Origin of the sequence: Streptomyces phyllanthi, assembly GCF_009377205.1 — a bacterium.
Classification (GTDB): Bacteria; Actinomycetota; Actinomycetes; order Streptomycetales; family Streptomycetaceae; genus Streptomyces; species Streptomyces phyllanthi.
Genome location: NZ_VJZE01000222.1, coordinates 1 through 14415 on the forward strand (window position 1 = coordinate 1; position 14415 = coordinate 14415).

Consider the following 14415-nt stretch of genomic DNA (forward strand, 5'->3'; position numbering starts at 1 on the left):
GCGGGTGAGGATGGGCCCGCAGACGGCGAGGAGCATCACATACGTGGTGACCAGGCTCCGAGGCGGTCCTGTGCGGGACCGGCCAGGCCGATGATGACGACGGAGAACTCGCCCCGGACAGCCCGGGAGCCAGGAAGAACACCGTGGCGAACAGCTCGAAGTCACCCGAGCGCTGGGCGACGACTCCGACCCTGTCGCCGTCGTGGTTGACGAACTCGTAGCGCAGCCCCACCCCGGGCAGCAGCACCTCGTTGACGTCCATTGGGAACACCCCGTCAGTCATGAATCCGATACCGGTGCGGCCCGTACGCGCGGCCCGCCGAGCAGAGATATTCGGCAGGCACCGCCAGCCAGGTAGGCCCGATGGCCATCCGGTGATGACCTCGGAGAAGGGCCCAAGTGGCCCTCCCGCAGGGACCGTTCGGCCTCTACGTGCATCCCGGCATATGGGTGAGGTTGAAGCGACCGGACTGTGAAGAAGGGCACGAGGGAGGTGCTGGCCGCATGGATGCTTCCCCCACAGCCCCGGAGTCCGCGCTGCGCGCCGCACACGAAGAGTTCGTGGCCTCGCCGGGAACGCCACGGGCGGTGCGGCGCCTGGTGGCGGACTCGTGGCGGCGCTGCACGGCGTGCGGCGTACGTCCCGACGGGAGCCGTCTGCCGCCGATGCGCAGGACGTCCGAGGAACTGGCCGCGTACCGGCGCACCCATCCGCTGGCCGCGGTGCTGCCGCTGTTCCGGGAGCTGCTGGGAGCCGGTGCCGCGGACGACGGTCACGTCTTCGCGGTCGGGGACACCGACGGCACCCTGCTGTGGGTCGAGGGCGACACCGCGGCGGTGGGGCGTGCCGAGCGGATGCACTTCGCAGCGGGAGCCGTGTGGTCGGAGGCGGTGGCCGGGACCAACGCCCCTGGCCTGGTGCTGGAGTTGGGACAGCCTGTCCAGATCGTGACCGGCGAGCACTACAGCTCCGCCGTGCACGGCTGGTCCTGTGCCGCCGCCCCCGTACGCGACCCCGGCACCGGCCGCATGCTCGGCGTCGTCGACCTCTCCGGCGGCGGCACCATCGCCACGCCTCCAGCCCTGGCCGCCGTACGGGGGGCCGCGCTGGCCGCCGAGGCGGAACTGGCCCGTGCGCTGGCCGCCCCGGCGGCACTGCTCGGCCCGGACGGGCGAGTGGTGCGCGCGAAGGGCGCCTCCCGTGGGCGAGGGGACCAGGCCGTACGGCTGACGGCGCTGGGCCGGGACAGCGCCCTGCTGGACTGTGACGGGCGCGTCCACCGGCTGAGTCCCAGGCACAGCGAGATCGTGGTCGCGCTCGTCATCGAGGGGCGTGGCCTGACCGGCGACCGGCTCGCGGTGGACCTGTCCGAGCGGGAGCTGTGCTCCTCGACGATGCGGGCCGAGCTGACCCGGCTGCGCGCGGTGCTCGGTCCGGCCCTGCTCGGATCACGGCCGTACGCGCTGCTGCGAGAGGTACGGGCCGACTACGCCGACGTGGCCGCGCTGCTCGCCGAGGGACGGGTGGGCGAGGCACTGGCCCGCTACACCGGCCCGCTGCTGCCGCGCTCCGAGGCGCCGGTCGTCGTCGAGCAACGGCAGGCCCTGGAGCAGCAGTTGCGTGGTGCCGTGCTCGGCAGCGGTGACGTCCGGTTGCTGCGCCGCTGGGTGAACACGGTGTGGGGCGCCGAGGACGCTCCCGCGTGGCAGACCCTCGCCCGCGGACTGCCGGGAGGTTCGCCGCAGCGGGCCGCCGCGGCGGCCCGCGCCCGCGGACTTGACACCGCCACGGCCCTTCTGCCGCAGGTCACAAGGCGTGCAGCGGTGTTGCAGCGTTCCCATTCCTAACGTGCTGAGTACCCCCGCAATCCCTCGCGAAAGGTGACGATCATGACGTACGAGCCTCCGGGCAGGCCCGGCAGTCCAGTGGACGTCGCGCCCCGGTACGAGAACTTCATCGGCGGCAAATGGCAGTCGCCCACAACGGGTGAGTACTCGACCAACTTGTGCCCCGCCACCGCCCAGCCGATCTGCGAGATCCCGAAGTCGGGTCCGGAAGACATCGAACTCGCCCTGGACGCCGCGCACGCTGCGAAGGACAAGTGGGGCGAGGCGTCCACCACGCAGCGGGCCGCGGTGCTGAACGCGGTGGCCGACGCCATCGACGCCCACCGCGAGGAACTCGCCGTCGCCGAGAGCTGGGACAACGGCAAGCCGGTCCGCGAGACCCTCGCCGCCGACATCCCGCTCGCCGCCGACCACTTCCGCTACTTCGCGGCCGCGATACGGGCCGAGGAGAGCTCGATCACCGAGATCGACAAGGAGACCATCGCCTACCACTTCCACGAGCCGCTGGGCGTGGTCGGCCAGATCATCCCGTTCAACTTCCCGCTGCTGATGGCGGCGTGGAAGCTCGCCCCGGCGCTCGCCGCGGGCAACACCTCGGTCATCAAGCCGGCGTCACCGACCCCGTGGTCGATCCTGAAGCTGATGGAGGTCATCGGCGACATCGTGCCGGCGGGTGTCCTCAATGTCGTCAACGGCCCCGGCGCCGCCATCGGCAAGGCACTCGCCACCAACAAGCGCATCGCCAAGGTCGCCTTCACCGGTGAGACCACCACCGGCCGGCTGATCATGCAGTACGCGTCCGAGAACATCATCCCGGTCACCCTGGAGCTGGGCGGCAAGTCGCCGAACATCTTCTTCAACGACGTGGCCGCCGAGGACGACGACTTCCTCAGCAAGGCCGTCGAGGGACTCGTGCTGTACGCGTTCAACAAGGGCGAGGTCTGCACCTGCCCCTCGCGCGCACTGATCCAGGAGGACATCTACGAGGAGTTCATGGGCCGCTGCCTGGAACGGATCCGCGCCATCAAGCAGGGCAACCCGCTCGACCCCGCGACCATGATCGGCCCTCAGGTCTCCCGGCAGCAGGTCGAGAAGATCGCCTCGTACGTCGAGATCGGTCTGAAGGAGGGCGCGGAGCTGCTCGCGGGCGGCCACCGTCCCGCCCTCGGCGGGGAGTTCACGGACGGCTACTTCTACGAGCCGACCGTCCTCAAGGGCCACAACAAGATGCGGGTCTTCCAGGAGGAGATCTTCGGTCCCGTCCTCGCGGTCACCACCTTCAAGGACGAGGCCGAGGCCCTGGACATCGCCAACGACACGCTGTACGGCCTCGGAGCCGGCGTGTGGAGCCGCGACACCGGCCGCACCTACCGGATGGGCCGCGCCATCAAGGCGGGCCGGGTCTGGACGAACTGCTACCACCAGTACCCCGCAGGTGCCGCGTTCGGTGGCTACAAGGTCTCCGGCATCGGCCGCGAGACGCACAAGATGATGCTCGAGCACTACAGCCAGACCAAGAACCTCCTGGTCAGCTACGGCACCAAGCCGCTCGGGCTCTTCTAGCCGTACCAGCCACTCCGGCGATTCCAGCGGATCCGAAAGGTGCACCGACATGCCCGCGACGCTTCACAACGGCAACGCCGGGCGCGTCACCGCCACCCGGGCGGCGCACCGGGCCATCCAGGTCCTGCGCGCCGCCCACGGCAGGCCGGTGATGTTCGTCCAGTCCGGCGGCTGCTGCGACGGCAGCGACCCGATGTGCTTCCCCGGCGGCGAGTTCGCCCTGGGCCAGGGCGACATGCTGCTCGGCGTCCTGGACGGCGGCACCTTCCACATCGACGCCGACCTGTACGAGGCCCTCGGCCGTCCGCGCCTCGTCCTGGACGTCGAGGAGGGAACACCGGGCGGCTTCTCCCTCGCAGCAGGGGACGGGCTGCGTTTCGTCACACGGATCGAGGAACCGGCCGAGAGCCGGGTTCCGGCACAGAACTCAGTCGAGGAGCAGATCATGAAGGCAGCAGTCGTCACCGACCTCGGGAAGCCCCTGGAGATCCAGGAGCTCCCCGTCCCCGAGCCCGGCCCCGGCCAGGTGCTCGTCCGCATGGAGGCCTCCGGCCTCTGCCACACCGACATCCACGCGGCCCACGGCGACTGGCCCGTCAAGCCCAGGCCGCCGTTCGTCCCCGGACACGAGGGCATCGGCCCGATCCAGGCAGTCGGCGACGGCGTCGCCGCCGACCTGGTCGGCAAGCGGGTCGCCATCCCGTGGCTCGGCTCGTCCTGCGGCACCTGCCGCTACTGCGTCTCCGGCTGGGAGACCCTGTGCGAGAGCCAGGTCAACTCCGGCTACTCCGTGGACGGTTGCTACGCCGAGTACGCCGTCGCCGACGCGGGCGCCGTCGTCGAGGTACCCGAGGGCGTGTCGTCGTTCGACGCGGCACCGCTGACCTGTGCGGGCGTCACCACGTACAAGGCGATCAAGGTCGCCCGCGTGGTCCCGGCCGAGCGGGTCGCCGTCTTCGGCGTCGGCGGCCTCGGCCACCTGGCCGTCCAGTACGCGCGTCTTGTCGGCGGCTTCGTCACCGCCGTCGACCTCGAACCGGACAAGCTGGGCCTGGCCCACCGGCTCGGCGCCGACCAGATCGTCAATGCCCGCACTCACGACCCGGTCGAGGAGATCAAGGCGGCCGGCGGCGCGGACGTGGCCGTCGTGCTGGCCGCGAGCGCCAAGGCGTTCGAGCAGGCCTACCGGTCCCTCAACCGGGGCGGGCGTCTGGTGATGGTCGGCCTGCCCGCCGACAACGCGTCGATCAATGTGCCGATCTTCGAGACCGTGCTGGGCGGGATCTCCGTCATCGGCTCCATCGTCGGCACCCGCCAGGACCTGAGCGAGGTGTTCGCGCTGCACGCGGCCGGACGCACCCAGGTCATCGCCGAACCGCGGCGCCTGGAGCAGGTCAACGAATCGTTCGACGAGGTTCTCGGCGGACGGGCCGAAGCGCGGCTCGTCTTCGAGTTCTGAGCGTTCTGTGGCCCGGCACCCACCGGGCCACAGGGCCACAGGGAGAGGCAGCAGATCATGGGAACCCTCACCATTGGTGCCATACGGGAACGGGCGCCCGGCGAACGCCGTGTCGCCCTCGTCCCCGAGGCCGTCACCCTCCTGCGCCGGGCCGGGCTCGACATCCTGATCGAGACCGGAGCCGGATCCGGCGCCTGGTTCACCGACGCCGACTACACCGACGCCGGCGCGACCGTCGTACCCCCGGACGAGCTGTACGCGCGAGCGGACGCCGTGCTGTGCGTCGGCCCGCCGGACCCGGAGAGCGCCCAGGCCCTGCGCGCAGGGCAGACCGTGATCGGTCTGCTCGAACCGCTCCGGCACCCCGGTCTCGTCAAGGAGCTGGCCGAACACGGTATCCGCACGGTGAGCCTCGATCTGCTGCCGCGCACCCTCAGCCGCGCCCAGTCCATGGACGCGCTGACGTCCCAGGCCAGTGTCGCCGGCTACAAAGCGGCACTGGTGGCGGCCGACGCGTACGACCGCTTCTTCCCGATGCTGACCACCGCGGCGGGCACCATGCGCCCGGCGCAGGTCCTCGTCCTCGGTGCCGGAGTGGCCGGGCTGCAGGCCATCGCCACGGCCCGCCGCCTCGGCGCCGTCGTCACGGCGTACGACGTACGCCCCGCGTCACGAGGGGAGGTGGAGTCGCTCGGTGCCCGGTTCCTCGACGTCCAGAGCCCTGCCGCAGCGGAGCCGGGCACCGGACAGGGCGGCTACGCGAGGGAGCTGACCGAGCAGGAGCAACGGGCCCAGCGCGAGGCACTCGACACACACATCGCCCGCAGCGACATCGTCATCACCACCGCCCAGGTGCCCGGCCGCAAGCCGCCGCTGCTGGTGACCGCGGCGGTGGTGGAGCGGATGAAGCCCGGCTCGGTCGTCGTCGACCTGGCGGCGAGCGAACTCGGCGGGAACGTCGAGGGCTCCGAGCCCGACAAGACCACAGTCCTGGACAGCGGCGTCACGCTGATCGGCGCCGGACGCCTGCCCGCCGCCATGGCAACCGCCGCGTCCACGGCGTACGCCCGCAACCTCGTCGCTCTGCTGCGCCACCTCGTGCGCGACGGCGAACTGGTCCTCGACCCGGCCGACGAGATCACCGCCGCACTGATCGGGGGAGCGGCACAGAAGGGGAGTGCGTCCTCATGAACAACCTCGATCTCCTCACCGCGATCACCGTCTTCGTGCTGAGCGTCCTGGTCGGCATCGAGGTCATCAGCAAGGTCCCGGCGACCCTGCACACGCCGCTGATGTCCGGCTCCAACTCCGTGCACGGCATCGTCGTCATCGGCGCGATGCTGATCGCCGCCGAGTCGCACACCTGGATCGGCTACGTCCTCGCCTTCGCGGCCATGGTGTTCGGTGCGATGAACGTCGTCGGCGGATACGTCGTCACGGACCGGATGCTGGAGATGTTCAAGGCCAAGCCGGCCACCGCCGCCGAGAAGCCCGCAGCCGACACGCGCGAGAAGGCGGAGGTGTGAGAAGCCATGGACACCGTCTCCAACGCCGTCCACTACATCTTCCTGGCCGCCGCCGCGTGCTTCGTGATGGGCCTGCACCTGATGAACCACCCGCGCACGGCCCGCCGCGGCAATACGCTCTCCGCCGGGGCCATGGCCGTGGCGATCGCCGCCACCGTGTGGCTGGTGGCGGACGAGGGCGTCATCAGCCGGACCGGCTGGCTCGTACTGGTCTCGGGCGGCGTCGTCGGCGCGGCGCTGGGCCTGTGGGCCGCACGCGAGGTCCAGATGACCGCCATGCCCCAACTGGTCAGCCTCTTCAACGCCGTCGGCGGCGGAGCGGCCGCGCTCATCGCGGTGGGTGACCTGCTTCGAGCCGACGACCCCGCCGTCCTGGGCGCGCGAGTCTCGCTCCCGGGCGCGTTGGACATCGTCATCGGCGCGGTCACCTTCTCCGGATCCCTGATCGCCGCGGGCAAGCTGCAGGGCGTCGTGTCCGGAGCGCCGGTGGTGTTCCCCGGGGCGCGGCTGCTCAACGTACTGCTGCCCGCCTCGTTCGTCGCCGGCACGCTCTGGCTGGTGCTGGCGCCCGACAGCGGGATCGCGCTTTACGGACTCGTCGCCGTGGCACTGCTCTTCGGCGTGACGATGGTGCTGCCGATCGGCGGAGCCGACATGCCCGTGGTCATCTCGCTGCTGAACGCCTTCACCGGGTCGGCGGTCGCGATGGCGGGCTTCGTCCTCGACGAGACCGCACTCATCATCGCGGGCATGCTCGTCAGCGCCTCGGGCGGCATCCTCACCAAGCTGATGGCCGATGCCATGAACCGCTCCATCGCCAACATCATCGTCGGCGGCTTCGGCACCGGCGACAGCGCTCCGGCGGCGTCCGGTGCGAACGGTGCGCCCGCCCAGGTGCGCTCGGTCTCCGCGGACGACGTGGCGATCCAGCTGGCGTACGCGAGCAAGGTCATCTTCGTCCCCGGCTACGGTCTCGCCGCCGCCCAGGCCCAGCACGAACTCGGCGACCTCGCCGAGCTGCTGACCGACCACGGCGTCGACGTGAGCTACGCCGTCCACCCGGTCGCCGGCCGCATGCCGGGCCACATGAACGTCCTCCTGGCCGAAGCCAACGTGCCGTACACGCAGCTGAAGGAGATGGACGACGTCAACCCGGAGTTCGCGCAGGCGGACGTGGCCCTGGTGATCGGCGCCAACGACGTGACCAACCCGATCGCCCGCCGCCCCGGCAACGCGATCTCCGGCATGCCGATCCTCGACGTGGACAGGGCGAAGAGCGTCGTGGTCATCAAGCGTTCGATGGGGCACGGCTACGCGGGCATCGACAACGAGCTCTACACCGACCCGAAGACCGGGATGTTCTTCACCGACGCGAAGAAGGGGCTGTCCGAACTCAAGGCAGCGGTCGGGGAGTTCGTTTCATGAGGAGAACAACATGAAGAGAACGACATGAAGAAGACAGGAGGAGCACGGCGAGACCCTCGCACCCATCGTGCGGGGGTCTCGTCCTGGACCATTCCTCCGTGGCGCAGGCCGAGGCAGCGGGCTGTCGGTGTGCAACTCGCGTGTCCGACCGTCGCCTGACGAGGCGCCAGAGACCTGCAAACCGAGTCTGCGCGGTCCCGCTCAGCCGTGGCGCCGATACCTGGCTCGGCCGTGGCGGTCCGTGCTCGTCGCGGTAGGGGAAAGCGGCCGCCTCCCGGTACCGCAGAGCGCTGTCCAGCTCTCGGGAGGCGACCGCCGATCGAGGGCCGTCGCTACGACGGCGGTTTCGCCTCCGTCTGGGCGGCCTGCAGATCGGCGAGCAGTTCGGCCTGCCCGGCCAGCACGCCGGACAGTATCGTGCGGGCGACCCTGAGCAGTTCCGCCACATACGGGCTGGTCAGGGAGTAGTACACGGTCGACCCCTCCTTGCGGGTCGCGACCAGGTTCGCCCGGCGCAGTACCGCGAGTTGCTGGGAGAGGTGCGCCGGCTCGATGCCCACCTCGGGCAGCATCTCCGCCACCGCGTGCTCGCGCTCACTCAACAGCTCCAGTACCCGGATGCGCGCCGGGTGACCGAGCGTCTTGAAGAACTCGGCCTTCAGCTGGTACAGCGGCGTACTCACCTGGCTGCCTCCTCCCCGGTACACCAGCACGGCCGCACCGGCTGATCCTCGGCCCGTCGCATCCACCCACTCGCCAACACCATGGTCCCCATCCTCACGTGCAGCGACGGCCACACCGAATCCACCCCCCCCCCGAGAACCGAACCGGTACGTCTGTCACCGTAGCCATCGGATGAGAACCTCAATAGTTGCTAAGATTAGCAACTCCATACATGTGTGAGGGAGGCTTGCGTGAGGATCACCCCGCTGCGCGGTACCGGCGTCGCCTGGCTCAAGTGCCCCGCATGTCGCCTCAAGTGCCGTCCCACCGCCGTCGCCCCGGACGGAAACTGCCCTCGCTGCGGCAAGGCCCGCATGCTGAAGCTGTCCTTCGGCGGTCGGGTCACAGTCGCGGCTCCGGACGCGAGCCGCGACTGAACGGCCTCGGAACGCCGAGGAAAGCGCGGGTGACGGGCGACTGGGCAGCGCAATCCGGTAACGGAGCCCGCTTCGAGTGAGGAGCCACAGGCGCCGCCCGCCTCGCGCAGGAGGCCGCCTGCCTGGCCATCATGGATGTGCTGTCCTTCACCACGGCGGTCAGCGTTGCCGTCCAGTCGGGCACACGAGTGTTCCCCTCCCGGTACGGCGACGCGGCAGCCACCGCCTACGCCGCGCAGCATGGCGCGAAGCCGGCCGTAGGACGTCGCGCGGTCACGGACGCCTCGCCCTGGTCGCTGTCCCCGGCTCACCTGCGCGGGGCCCCCTCCGTCTCCCGTCTGGTCCTGCCGTCCCCGAACGGCGCCGCCATCGCGCCGCCGCCCCGCCCGGACTGCTGGTGGTCGCTGCCCGCCTGCGCAACACCACGGCAGTCGGCGGCCGGATCACCATCCACGGCTAGGGCTCACGTCGGCCACCCGCTCGTGCGCCACTCCTGATGCCCCTCACCGATCCGATCCACCAGGCCGTGTTCCGCCAGGGCCGACGCGAGGTCGCTGTGGACGGGGACGGGCGGGCAGCTCCCGTCGGGCACGAGGGAGCCGTCGGCGGGGATGGCGGCCAGCTCCAGGCTGCGGCCCGCTGCGGCGAGGCGGCGGGCGGCCTCGGTGATGGCCAGCTGCCCCTCCGCCGACCAGCCGCGCAGTTCGGCCAGGTCGACGACGACGGGACCGGTCCCGCGGGCCACCACCCAGCCGACGGCGCCCGTGAAGCGGTGGACCGCTTCCAGGCCCAGGTATCCGGAGACGGAGAGGATGCCCAGGTCCTGCTCGACGGTGTAGCGCCACTCGATGGTCATGGTCGTCAACTTCCTTGCCAAGTCATCCTGTTGCTTCAGAGGGGGAGGGTGATCCAGATGCTCTTGCCCCTGCCGTCTGCGTCGCGGCGGACGACCGCGGTTCCGCCCAGGCCGAGGGTGAGCTCCATGACGGTGCCCAGACCACCCGTTCCGGTGCCTGCGGCAGTGGCCGGCGCGTGCAGCAGGGGCTGGTAGGGGTGGCGGTCGTGGACGGCGAAGGCCAGACACTCCTCGCCGGCCGCGTAGATGACGGTCACCTGCGGGGAGAGCACCGCGGCGTGCCGGACGCTGTTGGTGACGAGTTCGCTCAGGATCAGCAGGGCGGGTCCGATGGTGGGATGGCGTGGGCTGACGCCCCACTCGGCGAGGGCCTGCTCGGCGGTCTCCCGGGCGGTGCGGACCGCGGACGGCATCGTCGGCAGGGTCAGCACATGCCGGTACGGGAGTGTCTCGAGCTGCGTGCTCATCATGCCTCCCCGCGCGCCAGGCGGAACCCGGCCACCGTCTTGGGGTGCAGACGCAGCAGGGTGTCGTGCGGGCCGTGGCTCCAGCCGGCGAGGGTGCGCCGATAGTGGGCGGACTCGTCGGGGTCGGTGATCACGTCGAGCGGTCCGGCGACGGTGACCGTCCAGCCGGTGCCACCCACCGCACGTATCTCGTCCACGTGGTACGTCGCTGTCGCCGGAAGCGCGGTGGCCGGCGCGGGCGTTCGCACTGCCAGCCGCCCGTACTCCCACGTGTGCCGGCCGGGCCGGATGACGGTCTGGTCGCGCTGCGTGTACACCAGCCGTCCCAGCGAGCTGCCTTCCAGTAGCCACAGGGCCTCCGCCCCGGAGACCTCGACCATGCGCAGGGGCGCGGGCGGAGTGCTCATCCGACTGTTTCCTCTGTTTTCTCGCTGACGGGCCGGGGCTTCTGGGCGGGCAGGGGCGGCATCAGCCCGGCGCGCTCCAGGTGGGCGCGCGCACCTTGGATCGCCTCGGGCGTGGTGGCGTACTCGCGTCCTTTCAGGTGCAGCAGCTCCAACGCACCGATCGACTCAAGGACCTGGCGCTGGTCGGGGCGGATCCCGGAGGCCATCACCACGATGTCGCGCCTGTTCAGCTTCTCCACCGCGTCCTTGAGGACCAGGGCGCCGGTGGCGTCGATGGTCGTCACTCGGGACATGCGCAGGATGACCACGCGCACGTCGGCGACCTCGGCCAGCTCCAGCAGGAAGCGGTGCGCGGCGGCGAAGAACAGGGGCCCGTCGACGCGGTAGGCCACGATGTGCTCGGCCAGCAGTGCGTGTTCCTCGGCGCTGTGGTCGCCCTGATCGAGCGGTACCTGGTCCAGGCGGGCCTGCTTGGCGACCGCGCGCAGCGCCAGGGCACCCGCGACCACCAGGCCGATGATCACCGCGTACACGAGGTCGAGGGCGAGCGTGGCCACGGCCGTCAGCACCAGGATCAGCGCGTCGGAACGGGTCGCCTTCGCCATCACCCTGAGCGAGCCGACCTCGACCATGCGGATCGCGGTGGCCAGCAGCACTCCCGCCAGCGCGGCGAGCGGGATCCGGGAGACCAGGGGCGCGGCCGCGAAGACGATCGCCGCGAGGACTGCGGCGTGGGTGAGGGAGGAGAGCCGGGAGCTCGCGCCCGTACGGACGTTGACCGCGGTCCGTGCGATCGCGCCGGTGGCGGGCACGCCGCCGAACAGCGGGGCGGCGATATTGGCCACACCTTGGCCGAACAGCTCACGGTCCGGGTCGTGCTTCTGGCCGACCGTCATGCCGTCGGCCACCGAGGCCGACAGCAGCGACTCCAGCGCGGCCAGCGCCGCCACCGCCACCGCAGGGGCAAGCAGCGAGCCCAGAGCACCGGGGTGGAGGAAGGCGAGCGAGGGGGCGGGCAGGCCGGACGGCAGATCGCCGATCGGCTTCGCCGCGTCGAGGTCGGCGAGCTGCGCCACCACCGTCGCCGCGATCACCGCGAGGAGGGAGAAGGGGATCGTGGGCCGCCAGCGGGCGCCGACCAGCATGACGGCGGCGACCGCCAGGGCGAAGGCGACCGCGGTCCAGTTCGGGTTCTTCGCGAACTCCTCCACCGCGCGCCAGGTGACGACCAGCACCCGGTCGCCCTCGGGCTTGGGCACCCCCAGGGCGTTCGGGATCTGCTGAAGCCCGATCACACAGGCGATGCCGAGGGTGAAGCCCTCCACCACCGGCGCGGGGACGTACTGCATGTACTTCCCGGCCCGCAGCGCCGCCAGTGTGACGAGCATCATGCCCGCCATCAGCCCGACGGCCAGCACCCCGGACGGCCCGAACTCCGCCACGATCGGCACGAGCACCACCGTCATCGCGCCCGTCGGCCCGGACACCTGCAGATTCGACCCGCCGAAGACCGCGGCCAGTGCCCCCGCGACCACCGCGGTCGCCAGCCCCGCTTCCGCGCCCAGCCCGGAGGAGACGCCGAAGCCGAGCGCGAGCGGCAGCGCCACGATCGCCACCGTCAGACCGGCCAGCAGGTCCCGGCGCGGATCCCGGCGCATCTCCGACAGATCGGTACGGCCGGGCAGCAGTACGGCAAGCCGGGCCCCGGCCCGGCCGAGCGAGATCCTCATCGCGTGGCGACCTCGGAGTCCCGCAGCTCCGCCAGCAGCTCGTTCTTCCCGGCCAGCAACTCGGTCAGGATCCGGCGCGCGGCCGCCAGCAGGTCGGCGACGTCCCCGCTGGCCAGTGCGTATATCACTGTCGGACCTTCGCGCCGGGAGGTGACGATGCCCGAGCGGCGCAACACGGCCAGCTGCTGGGACAGGCTGGAGGCTTCCACCTCGATCGCCGCCAGCAGATCACGCACCGGCATCGGCCCGTCCTGCAGCAGCTCCAGCACCCGTATCCGTACGGGATGCCCCAGCATCCGGAAGAACTCGGCCTTGGCTTGGTACAGCGGAACGGACACGACACCTCGACTTCCCGACAGCGCCCCGACCGGGGCGGACTCAAAGGGGGCCGTGCCCGCACCAACCTGCGGACACAGCAAACACAGCATCTAGCCAATTGCGAAATTTTGCAATTCCGCATCCGGCTGCTGCCCGGAGGATTCCTTCACGGATGGGACGGCGCGGGTCGAGGCGTGAGCGGTGGCTGCCGGACGGTGATGGATGGCCGGTCACCCACCGGCAGTGCCGGATCAGGCCTTCTTGACCACGCTGGACTTGAGCTGCATCGCTCCGAAGCCGTCGATCCTGCAGTCGATGTCGTGGCCGTCGACCCCGTCGACCAGCCGGATGTTGCGCACCTTGGTGCCGGCCTTGATCCCCGAAGGACTCCCCTTGACCTTGAGAGCCTTGACGACGACCACGGTGTCGCCGTCCTGCAGCGGGTTGCCGACGGAGTCCTTGACGGCCTGCTTCCCAGCGGCGTCCGTACCCTCCGCCCCGGGCTCGGCGGGTGCCCATTCATGGTTGCACTCCGGGCACACCACGAGGGCGTTCATCACGTAGGTGTACTCACAGGAGCACTTCGGGCAGGGGGGAATGTTCTCGATCATCCCGCCAGAGTATCCGGCCCGGGCGTCCGCCCTGCCGGGAGCGAGGGGCTGCGGGCGGTCAGGCGGACTCACCTGCTTCATGTGTGCAGCCATCAGGTGTGCGAGGTGCTTCCGGGCAAAGTGCTCGGACCTCTATCCGTGAGTTGCCAAACTCAGCAACTGGTAAAGTCTTGTCGCCTGCCGTCGCCGGCCAATCACCGGGTCGTACTTGGAGTGCTGCACCGCGCGAATGGGTCCGCGAGGGCCGTTGTCGGATCTCTGGCAGATGCGCGTAGGTAAGGCGGGAGGCACACGTGGGCCAGAGGGCGGCCCCACCGCGTCTGAGCAGTCCGCAATCGCCGCCGTGAGGACTCCCTCGAACCGGGGCATTGCTCTACCCGCCCCGATGCTCCGGCCTGGCAGCGGGCGCTGCCCCCACCTGAGAAAGGATCTTGGCGCGCATGCCTTCCAGCCAGCCGCACTCTTGTATCCCCTCGCCTGGTGGGCCAGGGCCCCGCCCTGCCTTCAGTCTGCGTGCCGAAGTCCGGCAGGAATCGGCCTCCGCGGTGGCCGCAACTGTTGCCTCTGTCCCGGGAGCCCTGCTCGTCGAGACGGACTCCGGTCCCGGGAGTGGCCTGTGCCGTCTCACCATCGACACTGACGGGCCCGCGACGCAGTTGCGGCTGCGCAGGCTGCTGCATGAGCGTCTCGACGGGGACCTCGTTCACTTGGGCGACCCGGTGCTGGAGGCCGCCGCCACAGGCAAGATCGCTCAGCGGCTGTGCGTTCCTGTCGGCACCGACCGGGCTCGTGCCCTGATCGACACCGAGGCCGACCACCGCGTCATTGAGCAGCTCCTGCTCGCCCCGGACAGCACAGACTCCTACACAGGCCGTCGTCGCCGCATCGCGCTCATCTCCAACGCCTCGGACATGGCCCACCCCGGCCCGCTGCAGGTCTCCGCCGCCCTGCCGGCCCTGGAGTCAGCCGCCGTACACCTGCGCCGCGCCACCGGCCTGGACATCCACCCCCTGCCGATAGCCGCCGACACCTCCGAGCAACTGGCCGCCACCGCCGCGGCGCTGGCCCCCGGATTCGCCGCGGTGTGTCTCGCCCACACCCGGCC

The 14415-nt window shown here is 70.6% G+C and carries 15 protein-coding genes and 3 pseudogenes; 10 read left to right on the forward strand and 8 right to left on the reverse strand.

Annotated elements, in window-relative coordinates; all coding sequences use genetic code 11:
- Nucleotides 1-262: pseudogene (locus FNH04_RS47905) on the reverse strand (hypothetical protein); the annotation flags it as partial.
- Nucleotides 263-504: 242 nt separating this feature from the next.
- Here FNH04_RS47905 and FNH04_RS26740 point away from each other — a divergent pair.
- The 7 genes and pseudogenes from FNH04_RS26740 to FNH04_RS26765 all read left to right on the forward strand — a co-directional run bounded on the left by FNH04_RS26740 (nucleotide 505) and on the right by FNH04_RS26765 (nucleotide 7821).
- Nucleotides 505-1848 carry a sigma-54-dependent transcriptional regulator family protein gene (locus FNH04_RS26740; RefSeq protein ID WP_152788358.1) on the forward strand — a complete coding sequence of 448 codons (1344 nt, stop codon included), beginning with the start codon at nucleotides 505-507 and terminating at the stop codon, nucleotides 1846-1848.
- 39 nt (nucleotides 1849-1887) lie between these two features.
- Nucleotides 1888-3411: an aldehyde dehydrogenase family protein gene (locus FNH04_RS26745; protein ID WP_386574083.1), complete on the forward strand. Its 1524-nt coding sequence runs from the start codon at nucleotides 1888-1890 to the stop codon at nucleotides 3409-3411.
- A 49-nt stretch (nucleotides 3412-3460) separates the two neighbouring features.
- Nucleotides 3461-3790: pseudogene (locus FNH04_RS47910) on the forward strand (DUF779 domain-containing protein); the annotation flags it as partial.
- A gap of 66 nt (nucleotides 3791-3856) precedes the next feature.
- Nucleotides 3857-4870: a zinc-dependent alcohol dehydrogenase gene (locus FNH04_RS26750; RefSeq protein WP_228031632.1), complete on the forward strand. Its 1014-nt coding sequence runs from the start codon at nucleotides 3857-3859 to the stop codon at nucleotides 4868-4870.
- Nucleotides 4871-4927: 57 nt separating this feature from the next.
- Nucleotides 4928-6061 (forward strand): NAD(P) transhydrogenase subunit alpha, encoded by a 1134-nt coding sequence (locus FNH04_RS26755; RefSeq protein WP_152788361.1) that lies wholly within the window; start codon nucleotides 4928-4930, stop codon nucleotides 6059-6061.
- Nucleotides 6058-6396, forward strand: a complete 339-nt coding sequence (locus FNH04_RS26760) for an NAD(P) transhydrogenase subunit alpha (protein ID WP_152788362.1) — start codon at nucleotides 6058-6060, stop codon at nucleotides 6394-6396. The genes FNH04_RS26755 and FNH04_RS26760 overlap by 4 nt, the downstream gene beginning before the upstream one ends.
- A 6-nt stretch (nucleotides 6397-6402) precedes the next feature.
- A complete protein-coding gene (locus FNH04_RS26765) occupies nucleotides 6403-7821 on the forward strand; it encodes an NAD(P)(+) transhydrogenase (Re/Si-specific) subunit beta (protein ID WP_152788363.1) in 1419 nt (472 codons plus the stop codon).
- A gap of 332 nt (nucleotides 7822-8153) precedes the next feature.
- On the opposite strand, the gene FNH04_RS26770 is transcribed toward FNH04_RS26765, so the two are convergent.
- The gene (locus FNH04_RS26770) at nucleotides 8154-8504 is read right to left on the reverse strand and encodes an ArsR/SmtB family transcription factor (protein WP_152780381.1); all 351 of its coding nucleotides are present in this window, start codon (nucleotides 8502-8504) and stop codon (nucleotides 8154-8156) included.
- A gap of 231 nt (nucleotides 8505-8735) precedes the next feature.
- On the opposite strand from FNH04_RS26770, the gene FNH04_RS26775 reads away from it, so the two are divergent.
- Together FNH04_RS26775 and FNH04_RS26780 are read left to right on the forward strand one after the other, a co-directional pair.
- Complete coding sequence (locus tag FNH04_RS26775) at nucleotides 8736-8921, forward strand: hypothetical protein (RefSeq protein ID WP_152788364.1); 186 nt, start codon at nucleotides 8736-8738, stop codon at nucleotides 8919-8921.
- A 131-nt stretch (nucleotides 8922-9052) separates the two neighbouring features.
- On the forward strand, nucleotides 9053-9418 hold the full coding sequence (locus tag FNH04_RS26780; RefSeq protein WP_152788365.1) for a hypothetical protein: 366 nt from the start codon (nucleotides 9053-9055) through the stop codon (nucleotides 9416-9418).
- On the opposite strand, the gene FNH04_RS26785 is transcribed toward FNH04_RS26780, so the two are convergent.
- The 6 genes from FNH04_RS26785 to FNH04_RS26810 form a co-directional block, all read right to left on the reverse strand.
- On the reverse strand, nucleotides 9385-9777 hold the full coding sequence (locus FNH04_RS26785; protein ID WP_152788366.1) for an STAS domain-containing protein: 393 nt from the start codon (nucleotides 9775-9777) through the stop codon (nucleotides 9385-9387). The genes FNH04_RS26780 and FNH04_RS26785 overlap by 34 nt on opposite strands.
- Nucleotides 9778-9812: 35 nt before the next feature.
- Nucleotides 9813-10244 (reverse strand): ATP-binding protein, encoded by a 432-nt coding sequence (locus FNH04_RS26790; protein ID WP_152788367.1) that lies wholly within the window; start codon nucleotides 10242-10244, stop codon nucleotides 9813-9815.
- Complete coding sequence (locus FNH04_RS26795) at nucleotides 10244-10651, reverse strand: pyridoxamine 5'-phosphate oxidase family protein (RefSeq protein ID WP_152788368.1); 408 nt, start codon at nucleotides 10649-10651, stop codon at nucleotides 10244-10246. Before FNH04_RS26795 ends, FNH04_RS26790 begins: the two co-directional genes overlap by 1 nt.
- A complete protein-coding gene (locus tag FNH04_RS26800; RefSeq protein WP_152788369.1) occupies nucleotides 10648-12381 on the reverse strand; it encodes a SulP family inorganic anion transporter in 1734 nt (577 codons plus the stop codon). The genes FNH04_RS26795 and FNH04_RS26800 overlap by 4 nt, the downstream gene beginning before the upstream one ends.
- The gene (locus tag FNH04_RS26805; protein WP_322723947.1) at nucleotides 12378-12719 is read right to left on the reverse strand and encodes an ArsR/SmtB family transcription factor; all 342 of its coding nucleotides are present in this window, start codon (nucleotides 12717-12719) and stop codon (nucleotides 12378-12380) included. Before FNH04_RS26805 ends, FNH04_RS26800 begins: the two co-directional genes overlap by 4 nt.
- A 231-nt stretch (nucleotides 12720-12950) precedes the next feature.
- Nucleotides 12951-13310: a zinc ribbon domain-containing protein YjdM gene (locus FNH04_RS26810; RefSeq protein ID WP_152788371.1), complete on the reverse strand. Its 360-nt coding sequence runs from the start codon at nucleotides 13308-13310 to the stop codon at nucleotides 12951-12953.
- A gap of 545 nt (nucleotides 13311-13855) precedes the next feature.
- Here FNH04_RS26810 and FNH04_RS26815 point away from each other — a divergent pair.
- Nucleotides 13856-14415: pseudogene (locus tag FNH04_RS26815) on the forward strand (malic enzyme-like protein); the annotation flags it as partial.